General features: G+C 43.8%; 24 protein-coding genes. 12 read left to right on the forward strand and 12 right to left on the reverse strand.

The window, feature by feature from the left end:
* The first annotated feature begins 12 nt into the window (after positions 1–12).
* Genes QEP08_RS13960 through QEP08_RS13970 form a run of 3 tightly spaced genes read left to right on the forward strand, consistent with a single transcriptional unit; the run spans position 13 to position 2,908 of the window.
* A complete protein-coding gene (locus QEP08_RS13960; protein ID WP_285058904.1) occupies positions 13–1,308 on the forward strand; it encodes a 4Fe-4S dicluster domain-containing protein in 1,296 nt (431 codons plus the stop codon).
* Between the two features lie 12 nt (positions 1,309–1,320).
* Positions 1,321–2,121 (forward strand): (Fe-S)-binding protein, encoded by an 801-nt coding sequence (locus QEP08_RS13965; RefSeq protein WP_285058906.1) that lies wholly within the window; start codon positions 1,321–1,323, stop codon positions 2,119–2,121.
* Complete coding sequence (locus tag QEP08_RS13970; protein WP_285058907.1) at positions 2,111–2,908, forward strand: MBL fold metallo-hydrolase; 798 nt, start codon at positions 2,111–2,113, stop codon at positions 2,906–2,908. The genes QEP08_RS13965 and QEP08_RS13970 overlap by 11 nt, the downstream gene beginning before the upstream one ends.
* On the opposite strand, the gene QEP08_RS13975 is transcribed toward QEP08_RS13970, so the two are convergent.
* On the reverse strand, positions 2,874–3,356 hold the full coding sequence (locus tag QEP08_RS13975) for a hypothetical protein (protein ID WP_285058909.1): 483 nt from the start codon (positions 3,354–3,356) through the stop codon (positions 2,874–2,876). The two genes, QEP08_RS13970 and QEP08_RS13975, sit on opposite strands and share 35 nt — an antisense overlap.
* A 51-nt stretch (positions 3,357–3,407) precedes the next feature.
* Here QEP08_RS13975 and QEP08_RS13980 point away from each other — a divergent pair, with 51 nt between their 5' ends.
* On the forward strand, positions 3,408–3,887 hold the full coding sequence (locus QEP08_RS13980) for an ABC transporter ATPase (protein ID WP_285058910.1): 480 nt from the start codon (positions 3,408–3,410) through the stop codon (positions 3,885–3,887).
* 2 nt (positions 3,888–3,889) lie between these two features.
* Here QEP08_RS13980 and mtgA read toward each other — a convergent pair whose 3' ends face one another.
* From mtgA to QEP08_RS14005, 5 genes are all read right to left on the reverse strand, one after another.
* Positions 3,890–4,612, reverse strand: a complete 723-nt coding sequence (mtgA, locus tag QEP08_RS13985) for a monofunctional biosynthetic peptidoglycan transglycosylase (RefSeq protein ID WP_285058912.1) — start codon at positions 4,610–4,612, stop codon at positions 3,890–3,892.
* Between the two features lie 90 nt (positions 4,613–4,702).
* Positions 4,703–5,146 (reverse strand): 50S ribosomal protein L9, encoded by a 444-nt coding sequence (gene rplI, locus QEP08_RS13990; RefSeq protein WP_285058913.1) that lies wholly within the window; start codon positions 5,144–5,146, stop codon positions 4,703–4,705.
* 10 nt (positions 5,147–5,156) lie between these two features.
* Positions 5,157–5,420, reverse strand: coding sequence for a 30S ribosomal protein S18 (gene rpsR, locus QEP08_RS13995; RefSeq protein ID WP_131594648.1), 264 nt, complete (start codon positions 5,418–5,420; stop codon positions 5,157–5,159).
* Complete coding sequence (gene rpsF / locus QEP08_RS14000; RefSeq protein WP_285058915.1) at positions 5,420–5,779, reverse strand: 30S ribosomal protein S6; 360 nt, start codon at positions 5,777–5,779, stop codon at positions 5,420–5,422. The genes rpsR and rpsF overlap by 1 nt, the downstream gene beginning before the upstream one ends.
* A 92-nt stretch (positions 5,780–5,871) precedes the next feature.
* Complete coding sequence (locus tag QEP08_RS14005; RefSeq protein ID WP_285058916.1) at positions 5,872–7,110, reverse strand: hypothetical protein; 1,239 nt, start codon at positions 7,108–7,110, stop codon at positions 5,872–5,874.
* Positions 7,111–7,232: 122 nt separating this feature from the next.
* Here QEP08_RS14005 and QEP08_RS14010 point away from each other — a divergent pair, with 122 nt between their 5' ends.
* The gene (locus tag QEP08_RS14010; RefSeq protein ID WP_285058917.1) at positions 7,233–9,062 is read left to right on the forward strand and encodes a DNA polymerase III subunit gamma/tau; all 1,830 of its coding nucleotides are present in this window, start codon (positions 7,233–7,235) and stop codon (positions 9,060–9,062) included.
* Here the strand turns inward: QEP08_RS14010 and QEP08_RS14015 are convergent.
* Both QEP08_RS14015 and QEP08_RS14020 read right to left on the reverse strand, forming a co-directional pair.
* Positions 9,059–9,484 carry a hypothetical protein gene (locus QEP08_RS14015; RefSeq protein ID WP_285058918.1) on the reverse strand — a complete coding sequence of 142 codons (426 nt, stop codon included), beginning with the start codon at positions 9,482–9,484 and terminating at the stop codon, positions 9,059–9,061. The genes QEP08_RS14010 and QEP08_RS14015 overlap by 4 nt on opposite strands.
* A 129-nt stretch (positions 9,485–9,613) precedes the next feature.
* Entirely contained in the window at positions 9,614–11,833 is a 2,220-nt protein-coding gene (locus tag QEP08_RS14020; RefSeq protein WP_285058919.1) for an NADP-dependent isocitrate dehydrogenase, read from the reverse strand.
* 120 nt (positions 11,834–11,953) lie between these two features.
* Here QEP08_RS14020 and QEP08_RS14025 point away from each other — a divergent pair, with 120 nt between their 5' ends.
* A complete protein-coding gene (locus QEP08_RS14025) occupies positions 11,954–14,038 on the forward strand; it encodes a TonB-dependent receptor (protein WP_285058921.1) in 2,085 nt (694 codons plus the stop codon).
* A 220-nt stretch (positions 14,039–14,258) separates the two neighbouring features.
* Positions 14,259–14,750 carry a hypothetical protein gene (locus tag QEP08_RS14030; RefSeq protein WP_285058922.1) on the forward strand — a complete coding sequence of 164 codons (492 nt, stop codon included), beginning with the start codon at positions 14,259–14,261 and terminating at the stop codon, positions 14,748–14,750.
* A 19-nt stretch (positions 14,751–14,769) separates the two neighbouring features.
* Here QEP08_RS14030 and QEP08_RS14035 read toward each other — a convergent pair whose 3' ends face one another.
* Both QEP08_RS14035 and panB read right to left on the reverse strand, forming a co-directional pair.
* Positions 14,770–15,456: an RluA family pseudouridine synthase gene (locus tag QEP08_RS14035; RefSeq protein WP_285058923.1), complete on the reverse strand. Its 687-nt coding sequence runs from the start codon at positions 15,454–15,456 to the stop codon at positions 14,770–14,772.
* A complete protein-coding gene (panB, locus tag QEP08_RS14040) occupies positions 15,457–16,272 on the reverse strand; it encodes a 3-methyl-2-oxobutanoate hydroxymethyltransferase (protein WP_285058924.1) in 816 nt (271 codons plus the stop codon). It abuts the gene before it with no gap.
* Between the two features lie 169 nt (positions 16,273–16,441).
* Here panB and carA point away from each other — a divergent pair, with 169 nt between their 5' ends.
* The 4 genes from carA (at position 16,442) to eno (ending at position 20,966) form a co-directional block, all read left to right on the forward strand.
* On the forward strand, positions 16,442–17,554 hold the full coding sequence (carA, locus tag QEP08_RS14045; RefSeq protein WP_285058926.1) for a glutamine-hydrolyzing carbamoyl-phosphate synthase small subunit: 1,113 nt from the start codon (positions 16,442–16,444) through the stop codon (positions 17,552–17,554).
* A gap of 99 nt (positions 17,555–17,653) precedes the next feature.
* Positions 17,654–18,424, forward strand: coding sequence for an ABC transporter ATP-binding protein (locus QEP08_RS14050; protein ID WP_285058927.1), 771 nt, complete (start codon positions 17,654–17,656; stop codon positions 18,422–18,424).
* 4 nt (positions 18,425–18,428) lie between these two features.
* On the forward strand, positions 18,429–19,520 hold the full coding sequence (locus QEP08_RS14055) for an ABC transporter permease (RefSeq protein ID WP_285058928.1): 1,092 nt from the start codon (positions 18,429–18,431) through the stop codon (positions 19,518–19,520).
* A 147-nt stretch (positions 19,521–19,667) separates the two neighbouring features.
* A complete protein-coding gene (gene eno / locus QEP08_RS14060) occupies positions 19,668–20,966 on the forward strand; it encodes a phosphopyruvate hydratase (protein WP_285058930.1) in 1,299 nt (432 codons plus the stop codon).
* Between the two features lie 374 nt (positions 20,967–21,340).
* Here eno and QEP08_RS14065 read toward each other — a convergent pair whose 3' ends face one another.
* A complete protein-coding gene (locus tag QEP08_RS14065; protein WP_285058932.1) occupies positions 21,341–22,354 on the reverse strand; it encodes a nucleoside hydrolase in 1,014 nt (337 codons plus the stop codon).
* Between the two features lie 85 nt (positions 22,355–22,439).
* Here QEP08_RS14065 and QEP08_RS14070 point away from each other — a divergent pair, with 85 nt between their 5' ends.
* Entirely contained in the window at positions 22,440–22,739 is a 300-nt protein-coding gene (locus QEP08_RS14070) for an FtsB family cell division protein (protein ID WP_285058934.1), read from the forward strand.
* A gap of 10 nt (positions 22,740–22,749) precedes the next feature.
* Here QEP08_RS14070 and QEP08_RS14075 read toward each other — a convergent pair whose 3' ends face one another.
* Complete coding sequence (locus tag QEP08_RS14075) at positions 22,750–23,361, reverse strand: trimeric intracellular cation channel family protein (RefSeq protein WP_285058936.1); 612 nt, start codon at positions 23,359–23,361, stop codon at positions 22,750–22,752.
* Positions 23,362–23,368: the final 7 nt, after the last annotated feature.

Genomic DNA, 23,368 nt, shown 5'->3' on the forward strand with positions numbered 1-23,368 from the left:
TTCTTAACATAAATGGTAGCACAAATCTTATTTATAGCAATTACAGTGGCTGCTATAGCCCTGTTTAGCTATAATCTCAGAAAAGTTATCCGCAACATCCGTTTGGGCAGATCCGAAAACCGGTCTGATCAGCCTCAGAAAAGATTAATGACCATGCTCAAAGTAGCATTTGGACAAACGAAGATGTTTTTCCGTCCTGTACCTGCTTTGCTCCATTTTGTGGTATATGCTGGTTTTGTCATCATCAACATCGAAGTACTGGAGATCATGATAGACGGGATTTTCGGCACACACAGGGTCTTCAGTGGATTGGGGCTATTTTACAATGCGCTTATCGGTTCGTTTGAATTTCTCGCTCTGGGGGTATGGTTGGGTTGCGTGGTATTCCTGATCAGGAGAAACCTCATTAAACTTAAAAGGTTTACCGGGGTTGAAATGACCCGCTGGCCCAGATCAGATGCCAATTTAATCCTCATTTCAGAAATCCTGCTGATGACTGCTTTCCTGATTATGAATGCTGCTGATGCAAAACTTCAGACAATGGGTGCAGGCCATTATACGTCAGCGGGTGCATTTCCGGTCAGTCAATATCTGCAAGGATTTTTACCCGCTTCAGAAAGCGCTCTGATTGCCCTTGAGCGTGGCTGCTGGTGGTTCCATATCATCGGCATCTTTTGTTTCCTGAATTACCTGCCTTATTCCAAGCATTTCCATATTTTATTTGCCTTTCCCAACACCTATTTTTCTAACCTGGAACCAAAAGGTGAATTCACAAATATGGCAAGTGTAACCAACGAGGTGAAGGCAATGCTGGATCCTTCATTTACACCGCCTGAAGCCGAAGCCGGACGCTTTGGCGCTAAAGATGTCAATGACCTTACATGGGTGAACCTGATGAATGCTTATACCTGTACTGAATGTGGAAGATGCACCGCTGTTTGTCCTGCAAACATTACCGGCAAATTGCTTTCCCCGCGTAAGATCATGATGGACACCAGGGACCGAATGGAGCAGGTCGGAAAAAATATTGATAAAACAGGCAATGGTTTTGACGACGGAAAGTCCCTCCTCGACACACACATCAGCAGAGAAGAAATCTGGGCCTGCACCAGCTGTAATGCCTGCACACAGGCTTGTCCTATAAATATAGATCCACTGGCCATCATCACAGAACTGAGAAGATATGCTGTAATGGAGGAATCGCAGTCGCCCGCCAGTATAAATACCATGCTTGGCAATATTGAAAACAATGGAGCGCCATGGAAATACGCTCCCGCAGACCGGTTTAACTGGGCTGATGAAAGCTAATCACGATAAAAAATGAGCGAGAAACTGAATTTTGAAGTGCCGACCATGGCACAATTGATAGCCAGAGGCGAAGAACCTGAAATCTTATTTTGGGTAGGCTGTGCTGGCAGTTATGACGAAAGAGCACAGAAAACCACACGTGATATTTGCAGGATCCTTCATCATGTCGGTATAAAATATGCCGTACTCGGTACCGAGGAAAGCTGTACCGGCGACCCTGCCAAACGTGCGGGAAATGAATTCCTCTTCCAGATGCAGGCGATGACCAATATAGAAGTGCTAAACGGTTATAATATTAAGAAGATTGTTACCGGCTGCCCGCACTGCTTTAATACCATAAAAAATGAATATCCTGGATTAGGCGGCGATTATGAAGTCATTCACCACACCCAACTCATCCAGCAGCTCATTGATGAAGGAAAGCTGAAAGCCGAAGGCGGCGAAAGCTTTAAAGGAAAAAAAATCACCTATCACGACCCTTGCTATCTGGGTCGGGGAAATGATGTTTACGAGGCTCCCCGGAAAGCACTCGAGGTCCTTGACGCTCAGCTTGTAGAAATGAAACGTTGCAAGTCTAATGGGCTTTGCTGTGGAGCTGGAGGTGCACAAATGTTTAAAGAACCTGAAAAAGGCTTCAAAGACATCAATATTGAAAGAATAGAAGAAGCCCTGGAGACTCAGCCTTCCATCATAGCGGCGGGCTGTCCGTTTTGCATGACCATGCTTAGTGACGGAGTAAAATTAAAGGACCAGGACCAGCATGTCCAGGTTTTGGACATCGCAGAAATAACAGTCAGGGCAAATGGACTCTAATACGCTTTATATTGCCTCCTTAAATTCCGGAAGCAATGGCAATTGTTATTATATCGGCAATGAAACCGAGGCAATACTTGTTGACGCAGGCATTTCCTGCAGGGAAACTGAAAAAAGAATGTCCCGGACAGGACTTTGTATGAGCAAGGTCAAAGCGATCTTCATTTCACATGAGCATTCCGATCATGTAAAAGGACTTTGTACGTTGGCGGCTAAATATAACCTGCCAGTTTATATCACTTCCGGCACGTTAAAAGGGTGCAGGTTTAACTTGCGCCAGGACCTTATAAGACCTTTATGCAGCAACCAGGTAACACAGATAGGCACCCTTGCTGTCACCAGCTTTTTAAAAATTCACGATGCTTCAGAACCACACAGCTTTATGATTTCCTGCGGCAGCACAAACGTAGGGGTATTTACGGACATTGGTGATCCCTGTGAGCAGCTGATCTTTCATTTTAAGCAATGCCATGCTGCGTTTCTGGAGGCAAATTATGACGATGAAATGCTCAGTACGAGCTCCTATCCTTATTTTCTTAAAAGCAGGATCAGCGGCGGAAGAGGTCACTTGTCCAACAAAAAAGCTTTGAATCTGTTCAATACCCACAGACCTCCCTTTATGACGCATCTGCTGCTCGCCCATCTTTCTAAGGACAACAACTGCCCTGAACTGGTGAAAGCGCTCTTTAATTCACATGCAGGTAATACTGAAATCATTGTAGCATCCCGGTATGTGGAAACACCGGTTTACACTATTTCTGAGCAAATCGCTGCGTACTCAATTTAATCAGTTTTTCATGGAGGTCTGACAGGTCCTGAGGTTCCATATTTTTCAGCGGTATCACCATATAAGTTGCCATGCTGTCTACATCCCCCTCATCTTTATCATTATACGTTTGCACAATTACATCATCACTTTTCGTACGCAGGAATAAGTCCCCGCTTTTATCCGTACCATAATAATCCAGATCCTTAAATTTCAACAGATTGAAAGAGAAATACTCTACCTTTCCAGTTGTAAAATGACGTTTATATCTGCAAAATCCAGTGTTGGTAACATTAAGTTCATACCGGTCTACAGATAGTGGGCCGGATGTATTGTCGTAATGACTGCTGAGTAGCTTCTGAATATAATTAACCTGTTCATCGAAGGAGAACACCGGAGTAAAAGCCATAAAAACCACGCACAAAAACAGAAACAAGCACATTTTCAAGAGTAATGTAAACTTTTTCATTACGTTAATTATTTAGCCCCGCCAAGTTAATTAAATTCGTATTTTTGAACTATGAGTTTTTCTCCACAATCCAGAGTATGGGTCTACCAGAGCGACCGTGCCTTTTCGAATGCCGAAGTGAAAACTATTCAACAGCAGCTGGATGAATTTAGTGCGCAATGGAAAGCACATGGCCATCAGCTAAATGCAAAAGCAAAAGTACTTTACAATTTCTTTATCGTATTTATTGTTGATGAAGCATCCGCAGGGGTTACCGGGTGTTCTATTGATTCCTCAGTCAGGATCATCAAGGAAATCGAGCGGACTTATGAGGTTGACCTGTTCAACAGGTTCAATATGGCTTACAAACTTGACGACAGGGTTATTGTAGTAAACAAGGAGGATTTTGAAACACTGGTAAACATAAAGGCCATTGGTCCCAAAACAATTGTATTTAACAACATGGTACAATCTCTTCAGGAGTTTGAGACTAAGTGGGAAATCCCATTTGAACAAAGCTGGCATAACACGATATTTGCCCACTTGCTCTAATCCTAAAAATCCAGTGGCCCCAGTCTCCGCATATTGCGCATGATCAGGTACTGCCGGTGACGAATGTATGGAGTGGCTTTTTTAGGCGTCCATCTTCTGGGATTGGGAAAACAAGCTGCTATTAAGGCCGCCTGGGACCGGCTCAGTTTGTGACAGGACTTTCCATAATAAGCTTGTGCAGCAGCCTCGGCACCATATATCCCATCTCCCATCTCTATTACATTCAGATACACTTCAAGTATTCGCTCTTTACTCCATAATATTTCGATGAGCAGGGTAAAATAAGCTTCAAATCCTTTACGGATCCACGATCTTCCAGGCCATAAAAATACATTTTTGGCAGTTTGCTGAGAAATGGTACTCCCGCCTTTTATTCTCTTGCCTTTCTTATTGGTCTTAAATGCCTTTTCTATTGCCTTCACGTCAAATCCGAGGTGCTTTAAGAACAACTGGTCCTCGGCAGATACTGCCGCGCGTTTCATATTGTCAGAAATATCCCCGAAATCCACCCATTTCTTATCCATTTTATAGGGTTTGTCATCGGCGTTACGCTCTATGTTGCGCTGGACCATCAAAAGCGTAATGGGAGGATCAACAAAACGGTAAACCAAGACCCAAAAAACAGTAACCATCAGAAACCACAAAAGCACTTTGAGTGCTATCGAAGATATTTTATCTAAAAGCGGTGATTTGACTTTAGCTTTAGCCCGTCTTTGTTTTGTCATCGGCCAAAGGTAAGATTTACGCCAATGATTCTAAACAAAAAAAGCGTCCCGATGTAAGATCGGGACGCTTTTAATATCTGATATAGCAGATTACTCAGCTACAACTTCAAAAGGAACCTTAACTTTCACTTCTTTGTGCAAGTTTAAGTTAGCGATGTACTCACCAACAAATTTAGGCTCAGTTTCGAATGTGATGCGACGACGGTCAACATCAAATCCTTGTTGTTTCAATGCGTCAGCGATCATAATGGTGTTTACTGCACCAAATATCTTACCGCTTTCGCCGGCTTTAGCACCGATAGACAATTTAACCTCAGTTAAACGTTCTGCGATACCTTCAGCGTCTTTCTTAATTTTATCTTGTTTAAAAGCAGCTTGCTTTAAGTTCTCTGCTAATACTTTTTTAGCTGAAGGAGTAGCCAACTGAGCAAATCCTTGTGGGATCAGATAGTTACGGCCATATCCAGGCTTTACAGAAACGACATCATCTTTTTCCCCTAGGGACTTGATATCTTGTTTTAAAATAATTTCCATCTCTCAGCTCCTATTTTAATTGGTCAGCAACAAAAGGCAACAAACCGATGTGACGTGCACGTTTTACCGCCTGGGCCACTTTACGCTGAAATTTCAATGAAGTGCCGGTTAAGCGGCGTGGTAAAAGTTTACCCTGGTCATTGATGAATTTCAACAAAAAGTTTGCGTCTTTGTAATCAATATATTTAATACCATTCTTTTTGAAACGGCAATATTTTTTTCTGTTATCGTCCACTTTTGGAGCAGTAACATATTGTATTTGATCCTTCGCCATTATACTGCAGCCTCCTGTTTAGGTTTTTTATTAAAAGCCCCGCTACGTTTTTTCTCATTATAGGCTACCGCATGACGGTCAAGTCTAATGGTTAAGAAACGCAGTACACGCTCATCACGCTTAAGCTCCAATTCCAATTTACTAATCAATTCACCTGAAGATTTGTACTCTGTAAGATGAAAGAACCCGCTTGCTTTTTTCTCAATCGGGTACGCTAATTTTCTCAAACCCCAATTGTCCTCTTGAACAATTTCGGCTCCGCTGTCAGAAATGATCTTGCTGAATTTAGCTAATGCTTCTTTAGCAACTTCTTCTGACAACAACGGGGTTAGAACGATAACAGTTTCGTACTGATTCATTGTTATTTATTTATTTTTATGTTTTATCCGCTTTAATTGCGGGTTGCAAAAATAGAAATAAATTTCTATTAATCAAACACATAATTAAAAGATTAGTAGCTGCCGAACAGATAATTGATACCAAAAGTCATTCTTTTGATCCGCACATTGTAAGCAGAGTAGCTGGTTAGCGCTGAAGGAATGATGTACCCCAGCGAAATTTCTATTCTCTTATGCACTACAGCACCTATTTTGCCCAGCGCAGTGATGTTAAAGGGATTAAAGTCTACCGGCTGCAGTTCAAATCCTTCTTCTCCTCCAGGTACAGCAGGCGAAAAAAGACGGCCAGGTTTATTGTTGCTGTAACTGGAGTAGTAAATACCGGCTCCAATTCCCGCGAACACCCTGAAGCGGTCCCTGCTATAAAAACTGTATATAAACTGTGGCTCCAGACCAAATGATTTCTGATCAAAACTATGTATCGAATTGCCGGTTGAAACTATTTTATTCTTACTCATGTATAGTGACGTCCCCACCTTCAGTGTATACCGCATCATGGCAGGATCCAGAAAAATATCAAACCCTGCAGTGAGTATGGGATCATATGATGGTGTGGTCACTGCTTCATCGTTTGCAAGTACGTGGAGGCCCTTATAGGTAGCGCTGCTTATGCTCAGGCCCGTGCCAGCGAAAACCTTGACCCGGGAAATCTTTGTTTTAGGTGGTTTTTGATTATTGATCGCCGAAACTACCTTCAACAAATCTTTCTCTTCATATCTTAATGTATTCAAATCAAGAGGATTATACGAACCCACGCCTTCATTGCCTGTAAGCTCAGCCATTAATTGGTCCCTGAACTTAAAATCCCCAATAACAGTAGCCGAACGTGGTGCCAGAAATAGTGCCCTGAATAACTCATAAGGTTCCTTGCTTTTTTTATTTAACAAATAGAACCGCTCCTTAATCTCGTCCGTGTAAGAGAATAAGGTTAGGTTTTTCCCCTCCTGCAGGAGTTTTAGAAAAACTGTTCCGCGTTTAGTCGTAGTATCCAGGCCATGTTTCAGCGCAGAGATCCTGGTTGGCGACTGACTTAAACTCACGGTAAACCTTTTAAAATCCGCCTTGTTTTCAATACCGTAACCCTGACAATTTTCGACAGTAAAGGTCTGAGGAGTCATGGTCAGATCTTTTTTGAACCGGATTTCCGAAGGTGTAAATGGCCCACCCTCAAAGTCAACATAGCCTTCGAGCTTTTCCTTAGTATTCGTAATGATATATCCTTTAAGATAATTTGACTGTGAACGGCACAAGAGAGGGGTAGCCAGAAATAGGCAAATGAGTAAGCGTTTCATTACTGGTATATTTAGATAAATCAAAGTTAAATTTATTTACCATGTTTAGGTGCTATTGAACATCAATTTTTATTTTCTCACATTTCCCTTCCGCTCCGTAAAAAATTTATAATTTCGTTGCGATGGAAAATTTTATAGTTTCTGCCCGTAAGTACCGCCCGGCAACGTTTGAAACCGTTGTTGGACAAGGACACATTACAGGCACCCTAAAAAACGCCATCAAAAACAATCAGCTGGCACAAGCATTCCTGTTTTGCGGCCCACGCGGCGTAGGCAAAACCACCTGTGCGCGAATCCTGGCAAAAACGATAAACTGCACCAATTTAACTCCTGAACAGGAAGCCTGCGGCAAATGCGAATCCTGTATATCTTTTCAGACCGGGCATTCTTTTAACTTTCATGAACTGGATGCCGCATCCAACAACTCCGTTGACGATATCAGGAGCCTGATAGAGCAGGTCCGCATACCCCCTCAGGCGGGTAAGTATAAGATCTATATCATAGATGAGGTGCATATGCTTTCAGCAAATGCCTTCAACGCATTTCTGAAGACACTGGAGGAACCACCTTCCTATGCTATTTTTATATTAGCTACCACAGAAAAACATAAAATACTGCCTACTATATTATCACGCTGCCAGATCTTTGATTTCAACAGGATCCAGGTTGATGATATTTCCGGACTTCTGAACAGGATTGCGCTGCGTGAGCAGATCTCGGTCGAAGCAGATGGCCTCCACATCATCGCGCAAAAGGCAGATGGAGGCTTACGGGATGCCCTTTCGATGTTTGACCAGATCGTGAGTTACACCAATAAGAATGTAACTTACAAATCGGTTATAGACAATCTGAATATACTCGACTACGATTATTACTTTCAGCTGATCCAGTACCTCAGCTCAGCTGATGTCAGTAAGGCCCTGATTCTCTTTGATGAGATCTTAAATAACGGTTTTGATGGAAATCATTTCATCAATGGGCTGGCAAGCCATTTAAGGAATCTTCTGGTTGCCAAAGACCCGCAGACCACCAAATTATTAGAGGTAAGCGAGAACATCAAACAAAAATACATCGGGCAGAGCCAGCAAACATCAGTCTCATTTATATTGACTGCGCTGAACCTGGCCAACCAATGCGACCTAAACTACAAAAACAGTAAGAACCAGCGCCTGCAGGTAGAGCTGACACTAATCAAAATGTGTCACATACCTTCGGTACTTCAACTGGCACAGCAACCCAATTCCGCAACTGACAACGATCAGATTAAAAAAAAAACTAATGTAAGTGCTGTTGTTCCGGTTCCGGCTGAGCCGGAAGCGCATCAGGCCGCCCGGCAAGACACCAGCCAGCTCTTACCTGTTCCCGAAGAAAAACAGGTTGCCGATTTACCGGAAAACATCCTGCCGCCCTCTGGTCCAGGCCCCGCGCCAACACCATTAAGCACAGCTCCGACAGGAAAAATAACACTTAGTCCGAATACAAATTCAAAGATCAGCAGCCTTATTCCGTCCTTAACAGACCTTGAGCGCATGGCAAACGGAGAGGATAGCGACGAACCAAAATATATCAATGGAGACACTAAAGAACCATTTACCTACGAACAGCTGATGCTGTACTGGAACCAGTATGCCAATCAAACAAAAGAAGACGGAAAAATAAATGTGTATACCATAATGACAGCTTCAGAACCCCTGCTGGAAACACCTGAAGAAATCACGGTACATGTTGAACACAAGATACAGGAAGGACAGCTTCAGGATGAAATGATCGACCTGCTAAATTTTCTAAGGCCGAGGCTCAAGAACTTTAATATCTCCATACAGTGCAAACAGGTAACGCGCGCTGTCGTAAACAGGCTTTATACCAATGTAGAAAGGTACCAATACCTTGTAGACAAAAACCCTAAACTGGAAGAAATGAGAAAAAGGTTTAACCTGGATGTCAACTCCTAAAACTTTTTCCCGGGCTTATCGTTAACAGGATAGCCTTCATCATCAAGATCGTCCCGTTCATCTTCCGGAGTGCGGCCAAGTAACTCATCTTCAGGGCTCAGTTCAAGATCCTCCTCATCACTGATGCGCATTGCGGCACTTTCAAAACTTTCATCAATCTGCTTGTCTTCACTGTACTCAGATCCATTATAAGGATTGGCTTCATCATAAGTTGAAATGCTATCCTCTCCGTTTGGAGCAGAGGTGTCGTAAGGCAGCGGATGATCGTAGCCTGTGTCCTGGTCCGCTACATCAAACTCAAAACTGTTTTTATCTTTATTGAAGGACAAATTACTAAAGTCTTTTGTCTCGCCCAGATCAGTAGGATGAAGTTTATCAGTCCTCTTACCAGTTCCCTGATTGTTGTTTTGACCCGTATTCATATGGTTAGGTTTTTATAGGGATATAACCTGAAAATATCTTTAAATGTTTTGAATTATTTAACGCCCTCATTTAAAAAAGAGCCGTCCCAACTTAATGAAACAGCTCTTCTTATGGAAATAAAAATTATCTTATAAATTTGCCAGCGCAGTATTTAAAGTTTGGCTTGGGCGCATTGCTGCGAATGCCAGTTCATCATCAGGGTGATAGTAACCCCCGATATTCTGCGGTTTACCTTGCGCGCCTATTAATTCTGCTACAATCTTAGTTTCATTCTCGGTTAAAGCTTTGGCAAGCGGCTCAAATCTGGCCTTCAATTCCGCATCTTTAGTTTGCGCAGCCAGACCTTCCGCCCAATACAATGCCAGGTAAAAGTGCGAACCCCTATTGTCTATCTGACCGACTTTACGTGCCGGTGATTTATCATTTGCCAGGAATTTCTCTGTTGCCAGATCTAGTGTTTCTGCAAGCACCAAAGCTTTCGGATTGTTTTGCGTTTGTCCCAAATGTTCAAGTGAAACAGCCAGGGCTAAAAATTCGCCCAACGAATCCCAGCGTAAATAACCTTCCTCGATAAACTGCTCAATGTGTTTTGGCGCAGAACCACCTGCCCCGGTTTCAAACAGGCCACCACCATTCATTAGCGGAACAATGGACAACATTTTCGCCGAAGTACCCAATTCCAGGATCGGGAACAAATCTGTTAAGTAATCGCGAAGCACATTGCCTGTCACAGAAATTGTGTCCTCTCCTTTACGGATCCTGTTTAAAGTAAATTTAGTAGCCTCTACCGGCGACAGGATACGGATATCTAACCCTGCAGTATCATGGTCTGCCAGATACTTGTTAACTTTCTCAATAATTTGTCTGTCATGCGCCCTGTTTTCATCCAGCCAGAACACCGCCGGTGTAGCCGATAAACGGGCCCTGTTGACCGCCAGTTTAACCCAGTCCCGGATTGGTGCATCCTTGGTCTGGCACATCCGGAATATATCCCCTTTTTCTACCTGCTGATCAAAGAAAACTTTACCATCTGCATCAGTGACACGGATTGTGCCATTTGCAGCGGCCTGGAAAGTTTTGTCATGGGAACCATATTCCTCTGCTTTTTGGGCCATCAGACCAACATTCGGCACTGAGCCCATTGTAGTTACATCAAAAGCACCATTGGCTTTGCAATCATCAATAGTGGCGGTATAAACACCAGCATAGCAACGGTCAGGAATCAGGGCAATGGTATCCTGAGGTTTACCATCTTTGTTCCACATCTGACCGGATGTGCGGATCATTGCCGGCATAGAAGCATCCACAATCACATCAGAAGGCACATGCAGGTTCGTAATTCCCTTATCAGAATTTACCATAGCCAGTGCAGGTCCATTTTCAATTGCAGCATCAATAGCCGCTTTTACCTCTGCTTCTTTTGCATTTCCAGTGATTTTAGCATAGACATCCCCTAAGCCATTACGGGTATCTATGTTCAGCGTGGCGAACAACTCTGCATATTTCGCGAAAACATCAGCAAAATACACTTCTACAATGGCACCGAAAATAATCGGGTCAGAAACCTTCATCATGGTTGCCTTCAGGTGTGCTGACAACAAAACACCGGCGGATTTAGTCTCCCCAATTGCTTTGGCTACAAATGTTTTAAGGGCAGACAGGCTCAGTGCCGAACTGTCTATTACCTCACCTGCTTTCAAAGGGGCTAAACCTTTCAGCTCAGTTACCGCACCATCAGCGCCGACAAACTCTATTTTAAACTGAGTTGCCTCAGCAACAGTTACCGATTTCTCTGAACCATAAAAATCACCCTCACTCATGCTCGCAACCCTGGTCTTAGACTCCCGGGACCATGCACCCATTGAATGCGGGTTATTCCTGGCATAATTCTTAACCGCCTTAGGCGCCCTTCTATCTGAGTTTCCTTCCCGTAAAACCGGGTTAACAGCAGAACCTAAAACCTTTCCATATTTTGCCTTAATTGCTTTTTCTTCATCGCTTTGCGCATTATCCGGGTAGTCAGGAACAGCAAAACCCTGTGATTGCAATTCCGCAATAGCGTCAGCCAATTGCGGAATAGACGCTGAAATATTTGGTAATTTGATAATATTGGCCTCCGGCGTAGTTGCCAGCTGCCCCAGTTCTGTCAACGCATCTCCAACTTTTTGATCTTCTTTTAAAAACTCAGGAAAATTTGCCAGGATCCTTCCTGCTAAAGAGATATCCCTGGTCTCCACATCAATACCCGCTGAGGCTGTAAAAGCTTGTACAATTGGCAAGAATGAATAGGTAGCCAGCATTGGCGCTTCATCTGTTTTGGTATAAATAATTTTTGATGTATTTGACATATCTTTATAAATACGGTTATATAATGAAAATTGAAAGCTTATCGTCTATAATAAACGTGCTTTCGGTTAAAATCGCCTAAAGATAGGATAAACAGATGAAAATTTTAGCTTTGCCACAACATGAAATCACTTTTAACCGCCACCCTTATTCTCTTCGCTGCAATCACATCTGCGCAAACAGGACAGGACACCACAAAAAGATTAAATGAGGTAACCATCCGTCCATACTTTTCCATACAGCCTTTACTGAGATCAACCGGAAGCATAGGCTTCGCCGATCAAAATATCATCGACAGGCAGCCATCCAATTCATTGGTAAATGCTGTAAATACAATATCGGGTGTCCGGATGGAAGAACGTTCACCCGGCAGTTACCGCCTCTCCATAAGAGGAAGTTTGCTGAGGTCTCCTTTTGGTGTCAGAAATGTAAAGATCTATTTTGGTGACTTTCCGCTCACTGACGCAGGCGGTAACAGTTACCTCAACGCACTGGACGTAGCAGGCGCAGGATCATTGCAGGTACTAAAAGGCCCGCACGGAAGCATTTTTGGTGCAAACTCCGGAGGGGTGGTCCTCATACAGCCGCAGCTGGTTCCTGCCGACAGCACCCTGGCCACGCTAAAGATGGAAGGCGGATCTTTTGGCACATTTCATCAAAATGCAACATTGAATCAGCAGTTTAAAAAATATACCATCAATATTACCCAGGCCTATCAGCGCAGTGACGGCTATCGTGACCACAGCGATATGGACCGCAAATATTTTCAGCTGTTCCAAAAGTACGATTATGCAAAAAAAGCCAGTTTAAAGGCACTTCTTTTCTATTCGGATCTCCGGTACAACACTCCCGGAGGACTGACTGCCGCGCAGTTCCTGGCCGGTCCGGAAGCGTCAAGGCCCGCCACACCTGCAACCAAAAGTGCCATTGAACAAAACGCCGGAATTTACAGCAAGACCATTTACGGCGGGGTTTCCAGCGACTGGATCATAACTGACCATTTCAAACACGTCTTGTCTGTTTTCTCTACTTTTACAGATTTTAAAAACCCTTTCATTACCAATTATGAAAAGCGTAAAGAATTTACACTTGGCCTGCGCTCTTATATAGAATACGCCAGACAGGCCCAAAACATAAACTGGAAACTCAACGCCGGACTGGAAAGCATGCAGACTTCCACAAACTACGACAACTTCGACAACGATTTTGGAATCCCCGGGAATATCAAAGAGGCGGATGATCTGAGGGCATCAGGAAGTTTTGCATTTGTACACCTTAACTTTGACCTGTTTAACAAACTGCTTATTGAAACCTCGGCAAGCGCCAATTTATACGAATATACTTATAAAAGCATTTCGCCGGTTCCCATACCAAAGCGGGTTAAAACTTTCCATGTGCAGCTGATGCCCAGACTGGCACTATCTTACCTGATTGATCCCCGGTTTTCCTTAAGAACATCCCTCAGCAGAGGATATTCACCGCCATCGCTTGGAGAAGTACGGGGATCAAATAATGTGGTGAACACCAGCTTACAACCGGAATATGGATGGAACTATGAAGCTGGTGTCAGGTATCAAACCATGGATGGCAGACTTTTTCTGGACGTAGGCGGCTATTATTACAAACTGAAGCAGGCAATTGTGAGACGTGTTGATCAGAATGAAAAAGATTACTTTGTAAATGCGGGAGGCACTAAACAATGGGGACTTGAAACCTCGCTTTCCTATTGGGTCCTGCCCGCAAAGTCATCTGGTTTTATAAGAGGGCTTCAGCTGCGCAATGCTTACACCCTTAGTCATTTTAAATTTGAAGAATACCTGAACAATACCGATAATTTTTCCGGAAATGCGCTGACAGGAGTCCCCAGGGCAGTCGTGGTCAGCAGTGCCGACATCCTGCTGCCAAAAGATTTTTATGTATTTCTGCAGCACAACTATACTTCAAGCATTCCTTTAAACGATGCCAACACTGTCTACGCACGGAAGTACCACTTAATCCAGGCCAAAGCAGGCTGGAGGAACCTCAGGATCGGCAATACACCGGTAGAGGTATTTGCCGGGGCAGACAACCTGCTGAACCAGAAGTACAGTCTTGGCAATGACCTGAATGCTGTTGGGAACAGGTATTTTAACGCCGCAGCAACACGAAATTTCTATGCAGGGCTGGCATTAAAGTTCCATGGAAAAGAAAATAGATCCATATGGTAATGTTATATTCTGGTTCACACTTTCTTCACACCTCCTTCACACCAAAGCCACAAACAGGTACCTTTTTGTGAAGAAAGTGTGACTCAGGTGTGTTTCATGTGAGGGACAGTTATTTACAAGACGTTTAAAGTACAGCTGGAAAACCGCGGATGGACCGGGTAATTATAATTTGGCAGGGCAATTGCAGTATTCTTTTTCCAAATCCTAAAAAATGCAGAACATGAAATTATCATTCTTTTTTTTGGCCATGGCAGCGAGCCTGCTAACCGCCTGCAACAGCGAAAAGTCAGATAAGAAGACGGCTGACAGCACTGGGCTGATTGCTGAAGATACTACATTTACAGCTACAAGACCGGCAGAAGGCAACAGCACGGAATGCTATGTCTATATTAAGAACAGGGATACGGTTTCCATGAGACTGAATATAGCCGGTGAAGAATATACCGGTGAGCTGAACTACAGATTTTTTGAAAAGGACAAAAGCACAGGCACTTTTGCCGGCGAAATGAAAGGTGATACCCTGATCGCTGAATACACCTTTGACGCTGAAGGGATGAGATCGGTCAGGGAAATTGTCTTTTTACGGAAAGGCGGAAACCTGGTAGAGGGATATGGCGATATTAAAGATGAAGGCAGTAAGGTGATGTTCAAAGACAGGTCTAAACTCACTTTTGGAGATACGGTGGTGCTTGCGAGGGTGCCTTGTAATTAAAAGATCACTGTGACTAACCTTAAAATTCCTCAAAGCGTTCCCAAAAACCGTCCACAGGAAGTTTTGCAAAGATATTTACCGGTTCTTTTTTCACGGGATGAATAAATTGCAGGCGACGCGCATGCAGGCAAATGCTGCCCTTGCGGCTTCCCCTTGGATACCCATATTTATTATCGCCCACTATGGGACAACCCAGGGTCGAAAGCTGCACACGAATCTGATGTGAACGCCCTGTAAGCGGGTCCACTTCTATCAGGTAATAGCCACCCAGCTCACCAAGCAGCCTGTAGCTGAGTTCCGCACGCTGGCTTCCGGCAACTTCTGCCTGGTGTGGCGTCACTACATTTTTTTGAGGATTCTTGACCAGCCAGTGCACCAAAGTACCTGAGGGCCTTGCGGGTTTGTTGCGCACAACGGCCCAGTAGGTTTTCTTGACTTCACGGTTCTTAAATACCGCATTCATCCGTTCCAGCGCCTTGCTGGTCTTGGCAAACAGGATGACTCCGCTTACCGGCCTGTCCAGGCGGTGCACTACGCCCAAAAAAGCACTGTTTGGTTTATTGTATTTTGCAGCCAGGTACTTTTTTACCTGTTCGTCCAAAGGTTCATCCCCTGTTTCGTCAACCTGTACAATATCCCCGGCACGCTTCATAACAGCTATGAGGTGGTTGTCTTCGTAAAGTATATCCTTATCGGTTACCGGCATTTAGTATTGCTCCTTTTCGTTAGGAAAATCCTTTGCTTTGACATCTTTAATATAAGATTGTGTAGCTTCCAGTATCCCCTCATACAGGTTCAGGTACTGACGCAGGAACCTTGGCTTAAAGCCTTTGGTCAGTCCGATCATGTCATTCACGACCAGCACTTGTCCGTCACAGTCGGTGCCGGCACCTATACCAATGGTCGGTATGTGCAGGCTCTCCGAAACCTCCCTGGCCAGCTTGGCGGGGATCTTTTCAAGCACAATGGCAAAGCAGCCTGCTTCCTGCAGGGCCAGCGCATCTGTCTTTAGTTTTTCAGCTTCCTCTTCCCCTTTGGCCCTTACGGTATAAGTTCCAAACTTATAAATGGACTGCGGGGTCAATCCGAGATGTCCCATCACAGGAATTCCCGCAGTGATGATGCGTACCACAGACTCGGCAATTTCAGTTCCGCCTTCCAGCTTTACACCGTGTGCGCCTGATTCCTTCATGATCCTGATTGCAGAATTTAAAGCTTCTTTTGAATTGCCCTGATAGCTTCCGAAGGGAAGGTCTACAACCACAAACGCACGTTTTGCTCCCCGTACTACGCCCTGGGCATGATAGATCATCTGATCTAAGGTGATAGGAAGGGTCGTTTCATGTCCGGCCATCACATTGGAAGCCGAATCGCCCACCAGCAATACATCCACACCAGCATCGTCAAGAATGGTCGCCATAGAATAATCGTAAGCAGTCAGCATTGCAATCTTTTCTCCGCTGTGCTTCATCTCCTGAAGTATGTGTGTGGTTATCCGTTTAACTTCTTTATTTACAGACATGGCGCTATCGTTTTGTACCCGCAAAATTAGGTTTTACAATTGAGAATAAAGGAGATTTAAAAAAATTGAAATAAAACCACGCAAATCTCCTATATTTGTACCCCGAAATGAACGGATTCTATAACAGCACATTCTTCTTTTTTTACACCACCAAATTTTCATTATTACCATGACTAACTATATAAAGTTACCTGCGATCTTGTTACTGGCAGATGGTACTGTTTACTACGGTAAAGCCGCGGGCAAAATAGGCACAACCACAGGTGAGATCTGTTTCAATACGGGAATGACCGGGTACCAGGAAATCTTTACTGATCCATCATACTTCGGACAGATCATGGTCACTACCAATGCGCACATTGGTAATTATGGGATCCATAAAGATGAAATTGAGTCAGGCAGCATCAAAATTGCCGGTCTGGTCTGTAAAAACTACAACATCGGCTTTAGCCGTAAAGAAGCTTCAGAGTCTATACAGGATTATTTCCAGAATGAGAATATTGTAGGCATTTCTGACATTGATACCCGTGCACTGGTACGCCATATCAGAAATAAAGGCGCGATGAATGCGATCATTTCATCTGAGATCACTGATCTGGAAGAACTGAAAACGAGACTTGCAAAAGTCCCTTCGATGGATGGCCTGGAGCTGTCCTCTCAGGTATCCACTAAAGAACCTTACTTCTACGGCTCACCGGACGCTGCACTTAAGATTGCGGCGCTGGACCTGGGCATCAAGAAAAACATCCTGCGCAATTTTGACAACAGGGACGCTTATGTACAGGTATTCCCCGCCAAAACTACATTTGAAGAAATGGACAAATGGGGTGCCGACGGTTATTTTATCTCGAATGGCCCTGGTGATCCTTCGGCAATGCCCTACGCCATTGAGACTGTTAAAAAGGTACTGGGCGCCGGCAAGCCTATGTTCGGCATCTGCCTTGGGCACCAGCTGCTTGCCGAGGCAAACGGGATCGGGACGATGAAAATGTTCAACGGACACAGGGGATTGAACCACCCGGTCAAAAACATCATCAAAGACCATTGCGAAGTTACTTCTCAGAACCATGGTTTCGGCGTGATTCCTGACGAAGTTAGAAATTCAGATAAGGTAGAGATCACCCACCTCAATTTAAATGACCAAAGTATAGAAGGCATCCGTGTAAAGGGTAAAAAGGCATTTTCAGTACAATACCACCCTGAGTCTTCACCCGGCCCTCACGATTCGCGTTATCTTTTTGACGATTTTATTGCCATGATAAAGGGCGAACTGGCCTGGTAGTCTAAATTTCACCCGGCAAATACATCATTTTACCGATATTTTCAAAAGAAGTAACCCCTGGTTACTTCTTTTCGCATAAAACCTTATTACATTTAAGCCATGAATAACACTAATGCGATCATAAGTGTCAAAAATCTGGTCAAAAAATACGATGATTTCACTGCTGTAAACGGAATTACTTTTGACGTTTATGAAAATGAGATCTTCGGGTTATTAGGGCCTAACGGAGCGGGAAAGACCACTACACTGGAGATCATTGAGACCCTTCGGGAAAAAACTTCCGGGGAGGTGCTGGTTGATGGCTTTTCTGTAGACCGCGAAGCGTCAAAGATCAAAAGGATCATTGGGGTACAGCTACAGGCTGCCGGCTATTACCCCAATCTTAATCTTGTTGAGCTCATGGAGCTTTTTTCCGGGCTGTATGGTGTAAACATCAGACCCATGGAGATGCTGGAAAAAGTCAACCTGCAGGATAAGGCAAAGGCAAAATACAAAGCACTGTCAGGTGGGCAGAAACAGCGTTTCTCCATCGCTACTACGCTGATCAATTCTCCAAAGATCATCTTTCTGGATGAGCCGACCACGGGGCTTGACCCCCAGGCACGCCGTAATTTATGGGACCTGATCATTGACATCAGAAATAACGGGACCACAGTAGTGCTCACCACACATTATATGGACGAGGCCGAACAGCTCTGCGACCGGGTGGCTTTTGTAGAGCGGGGAGAGATCATCGTGCTGGATACTCCGGACAACCTGATCGACAACCTGGTCAGCAGTGGATTTGAACGAAAAAAAGAAGTTAAAAAAGCCAATCTGGAAGATGTTTTTATCCATCTCACCGGCAAAGAATGGCGGGAAGACAATTAAAAAAATGAGTAAATCCTATAGTAATACAAAAGCTACGCTGGCCCTTGCAAAAGCGAGTTTCCGTTCCATTATGCGCAGCCCGTCGGCGGTCGTCTTTACACTGGCTTTTCCACTGATCTTTATCCTTGTATTTGGATTTTTAGGCGGCGGTGGTGTCCATGTAGACGTAGCAGTAGCACCAGGTTCTGATCTGCAAAACCCGGTGATAAAGGCGCTTGAAAACATCAGTGTCATACGCCTGGTCAAAGACAAAGATGCTGCTGAGATCAGAACAGCACTCGAAAAAGGAAATTATGATGCAGTAATTGAGGTGCAAAGAAATAAAGCAGGTACACCGGCTTATATGGCCAATGTAACATACACTTCTGCTTCTTTGGATAAAGGTAATATCCTTAAATCTGTATTGAACAACCTCCTTTTCACGCTGAACAGCAAAGATGTAAGGCCGACCGTGGCTCAGCTCAACGAAAGTACGGTGAAAGGCAGGATCTACAGGACCATAGATTTTATACTTCCCGGTCAGCTTGGTTTCTCTTTACTGAGCACCGGTGTATTCGGCACTGCCTTCGTGTTTTTTAGTTTGAGACAGAACCTGGTGATCAAACGCTTTTTCGCAACACCCGTCAGCAGATCCAGTATTGTATTTGGAGAGGGCATCGCAAGAATTGGCTTTGCTTTACTGGGGGCCATATTCATCATCCTGATCGGGCACTTTTTCTTTAAGTTTACCTTGATCCATGGTGTCATCACAGTATTAAACATGCTCTTGCTCGCCCTGATTGGCCTGATCGTATTTATGGGTTTTGGCTTTGTCGTATCAGGTGTGGCCAAAAGCGAAAGTACCATTCCTCCTATTTCCAATATCATTACTTTACCCCAGTTCCTGTTGTCAGGCACTTTTTTTTCTATCGATGCATTTCCTTCCTGGCTGCAGCCGATCAGCCGTGCACTGCCGCTGACCTACCTGAACGATGCCATGCGAAAAGTGGCCTTTGAGGGAGCAGGACTGTGGGACGTAAAACATCAGATCCTGATCCTGGTCATCTGGGGAATTGGCATCTACGCAGTGGCGGTAAAGGTATTCAAGTGGGAATAATAATGCTCAAAATCCTTGAAAATAAGGCCCTAATGAAAAAATATTCCGATCAAACCGTATAATTTAAAATTTATTCTAACTTTGGATAATGCCTTAGTAATTGTAATTTTTACACTAAGGCTAATTAACTAATAAAAACCAATAAAAATGAGTTTAATAATTGATGTTCATGCGCGGCAAATACTTGACTCCCGTGGCAATCCTACAATTGAAGTAGATGTAATTACAGAAAATGGCATTCTTGGTCGTGCTGCAGTACCTTCTGGTGCTTCAACCGGTGTGCACGAAGCTGTAGAGCTAAGGGATGGTGATAAAAAAGTTTACTTAGGCAAAGGTGTATTGAAAGCCGTGGCTAATGTAAATGATAAGATCGCTGCTGAATTGAAAGGTATTGATGTATTTGAACAAAATGCGATCGACAGCTTACTGATTAAGCTGGACGGCACTGAAAATAAAGGTAACCTTGGTGCCAATGCAATTTTAGGCGTTTCTTTGGCAGTCGCCAAAGCTGCAGCTCAGGAAAGCCGTCAGCCTTTATACCGTTACATTGGTGGTGTCAATGCCAATACATTGCCTATCCCGATGATGAACATCGTAAACGGAGGTTCTCACTCTGATGCCCCTATCGCTTTTCAGGAGTTCATGATCATGCCGGTTGGTGCTTCGTCTTTCTCCGAGGCATTGAGATGGGGAACAGAAGTATTCCATAACTTAAAGGCTATCTTGCACGACAGGGGCCTTTCTACCGCTGTAGGTGATGAAGGTGGTTTTGCGCCAACTTTTGACGGCACAGAAGATGCGGTTGAGACCATCCTCAAAGCTATCGAAAAAGCAGGTTACAAACCGGGTGAGCAAATCTGCCTTGCATTTGACTGTGCGGCTTCTGAATTCTATAAAGACGGCAAATACGATTATACTAAGTTTGAAGGCGACAAAGGTGCGGTCCGTACCAGCGCAGAACAAGCTGAATACCTGGCCTCACTGACTGAAAAATACCCGATCATCTCTATTGAAGATGGTATGGGCGAGGATGACTGGGCAGGATGGAAATTGCTGACCGACAGAGTAGGTGACCGTGTTCAATTGGTTGGTGACGATTTGTTCGTAACCAATGTGAAACGTTTACAAAGAGGTATCGATGAGGCTACCGCGAATTCTATCCTGGTAAAAGTAAACCAGATCGGTTCGTTAACCGAAACCATCAATGCGGTTTCCCTGGCCCAAAACAATGGTTATACCTCAGTAATGTCTCACCGTTCGGGTGAAACTGAAGATGTAACTATTGCTGACCTGGCAGTTGCCTTAAACTGCGGACAGATTAAAACCGGTTCGGCTTCACGTTCTGACAGGATTGCAAAATACAACCAGTTGCTGCGTATTGAAGAAGAACTTGGAGCTGCTGCACGTTTTATCGGCAAAGACTTTAAGTACGCTTACAAAAAATAGATCGTAACAGTATTATTGACATACCTGTTAAAAGGCCCGGCTGCGTCATGCAGCCGGGCCTTTTTTTGTTTCATACAGAACCCACCGCATATTATTCCTGTAATCCAAGCAAGCAGCACTCATTATCCAAATTAAATTCTGTTTTAAATCAACAATTGGACATAATTAATTGAAAAATCACAAACACAAGGAATTAACAATTCTACTTCCGACCTTCGGCCCTGAAATAAAACATTAAGGTACTTTACTCCGGAACGATCATCCGGGGATAAGTTCACAGGGAGTGGTTATCCTGTGGTCAACAAATCATTTTCATAAAATGGTTAAAATTTAGGTTTAACAGCAGGACCGTTCCGGATGGAAGTTCCTGCTGTTTATGGTTCAAAGCCCATCAGGTTTTCTATAATAGCGGCCGTCCTTTCATAAGGATATTTGTGGGTGATGAAATAATGTTCTGCGTTGATCTCCGGATTCCAGGTATTGAAGCCCTGACCGTCTGCAATGAACTTTCCCGGCCCGTTTACGTAAAAATATTTCCCGGCTCCTCTAACCGCACATAAAACTGCCGTCTGGTCCCATGAAGGCCTATTGCTCTGAGGATTTTTATCGTATGTTTTTAAGTTATACCGGTATGCCCATGCCACTGGATTTTTATTAGTATCCATCTTCGCAACGCCTGCTCCGGTCATGATGTGCTGCCCTATCTCAAACCCACTAAATAAAATAGGTTTTGGCCATTTACTGAAAGCTTCAAAAGAAGCTTGTGCGTCCTTTTCTACGTTAAATTCTTTTCCCTGCGGAAAAGCACCCGCCATAGCCACCCAGTTCTTCACTTTCTTTTTTACCAGGTCAACTCCTGAAAGACCGGAGAATTTGTCCGCCTTTGAATTGAGCAGGTCCCTGATGTTCGATATAAATCCCACTGTGACAATAGTTACACTATTGTCAGCCTGTTTCGCAAGTACTTTTCTGTAAACTTCAACAGCGGCAGGGTAACTTTCAACTTTTTTTTTCATGAGAAAACGGGTGACAAGCGAATCATTCCAGTTATTACCCGCTGTGAAGCCCGGCGATCCAGTCGATGCAACACCAATGGGCATATCCGCCCTCCCAAAATACCGGTTAAACACTTCGATAGTAGGCGCTATTGAAGGATGCGCATCACTTGCTATGGTAGCTAGTATCTCACATTCGCCCCTTTCTGCCAGTGCATACAGCAATGTAATGGCGCCAACATCGTCATAATCCGGGCCCATATCTGTGTCAAATATGATGAGGGGCCTGCTGCTCTTTTTCGTCTTTTCCTGCGGAGCAGACCAGCCACCTGATAGAATAAGCGTACTGAAAACCAGTACAGACCAGCCGATTGATTTAATTTTCCTGTTCAAGATCAATTTTTACTCAATATAACCAATATGTGGATAAGTGTATAAACTCATTTGTATAAAACTCCGTTTTTTTTACCTTTGATAAATGAATCGTTTACTCGAACTGATACGCAATAAATATATCCTCGCCGTAGTTGCATTTGCAGTATGGATGCTGTTCTTTGATAAAAACGATTTCATCGCACAATATGAATACAGGTCAGCAGTAAATAAACTTCAGGAAGAAAAAGACTTCTACGTAAAGGAAATATCCCAGGTAAAAAAAGACCTGAACGAGTTGAATACCAATCTAAGAACAGCAGAAAAGTTTGCCCGTGAAAAATACTTCATGAAAAAGGACAATGAGGATGTTTTCGTAATCGTCAAACAAGCTCCAAAAGACTGACAGGCTCCCGTCAATATCCAAATTTCGGAAGCGCCACCTTATACCTGACCACAACAATCCTGAATGCGAAAATAGCCGCGATGACCACAACTTTGGCAATGTCTTCTTTCAAATCAAAATAGAGCAATAAAAAATAAAGTAAGCCGCCTAAAATGCAGGCTGTCGCATAGACTTCCTTTCTAAAGATCAGGGGTATGGTATTTAACAATGTATCTCTGATAATGCCTCCAAAGCATCCCGTAATGGTCCCCAAAGCAATGCAAATACCCGGGCTGAGTCCGAAGCTGATTCCTTTCTGAACGCCCAGAATGGTAAACAATCCAAGTCCCATCGAATCGAACAGGAACAATGTGACCTTAAATTTTTTGATATGTGTTTTGAAGAAAATAGTTGCTATTGAACTAAGCAGTATGAGCAGGCAATAATTAACATCCCTCATCCAGGCAACCGGAGTGTCACCCAACAGCAGATCCCGCACCGTACCGCCGCCAATAGAAGTTACAAAGGCAATGATCAGCACCCCAAACGGATCCAGTCTTCTTTGCATAGCTGCGAATGAACCGGATATCGCAAAAGATATTGTCCCCAGAATCTCGATAGCTTCCATTGTACTGATCTGCATACGCTAT

This window comes from Pedobacter ginsengisoli (assembly GCF_030244015.1).
Classification (GTDB): Bacteria; Bacteroidota; Bacteroidia; order Sphingobacteriales; family Sphingobacteriaceae; genus Pedobacter; species Pedobacter ginsengisoli.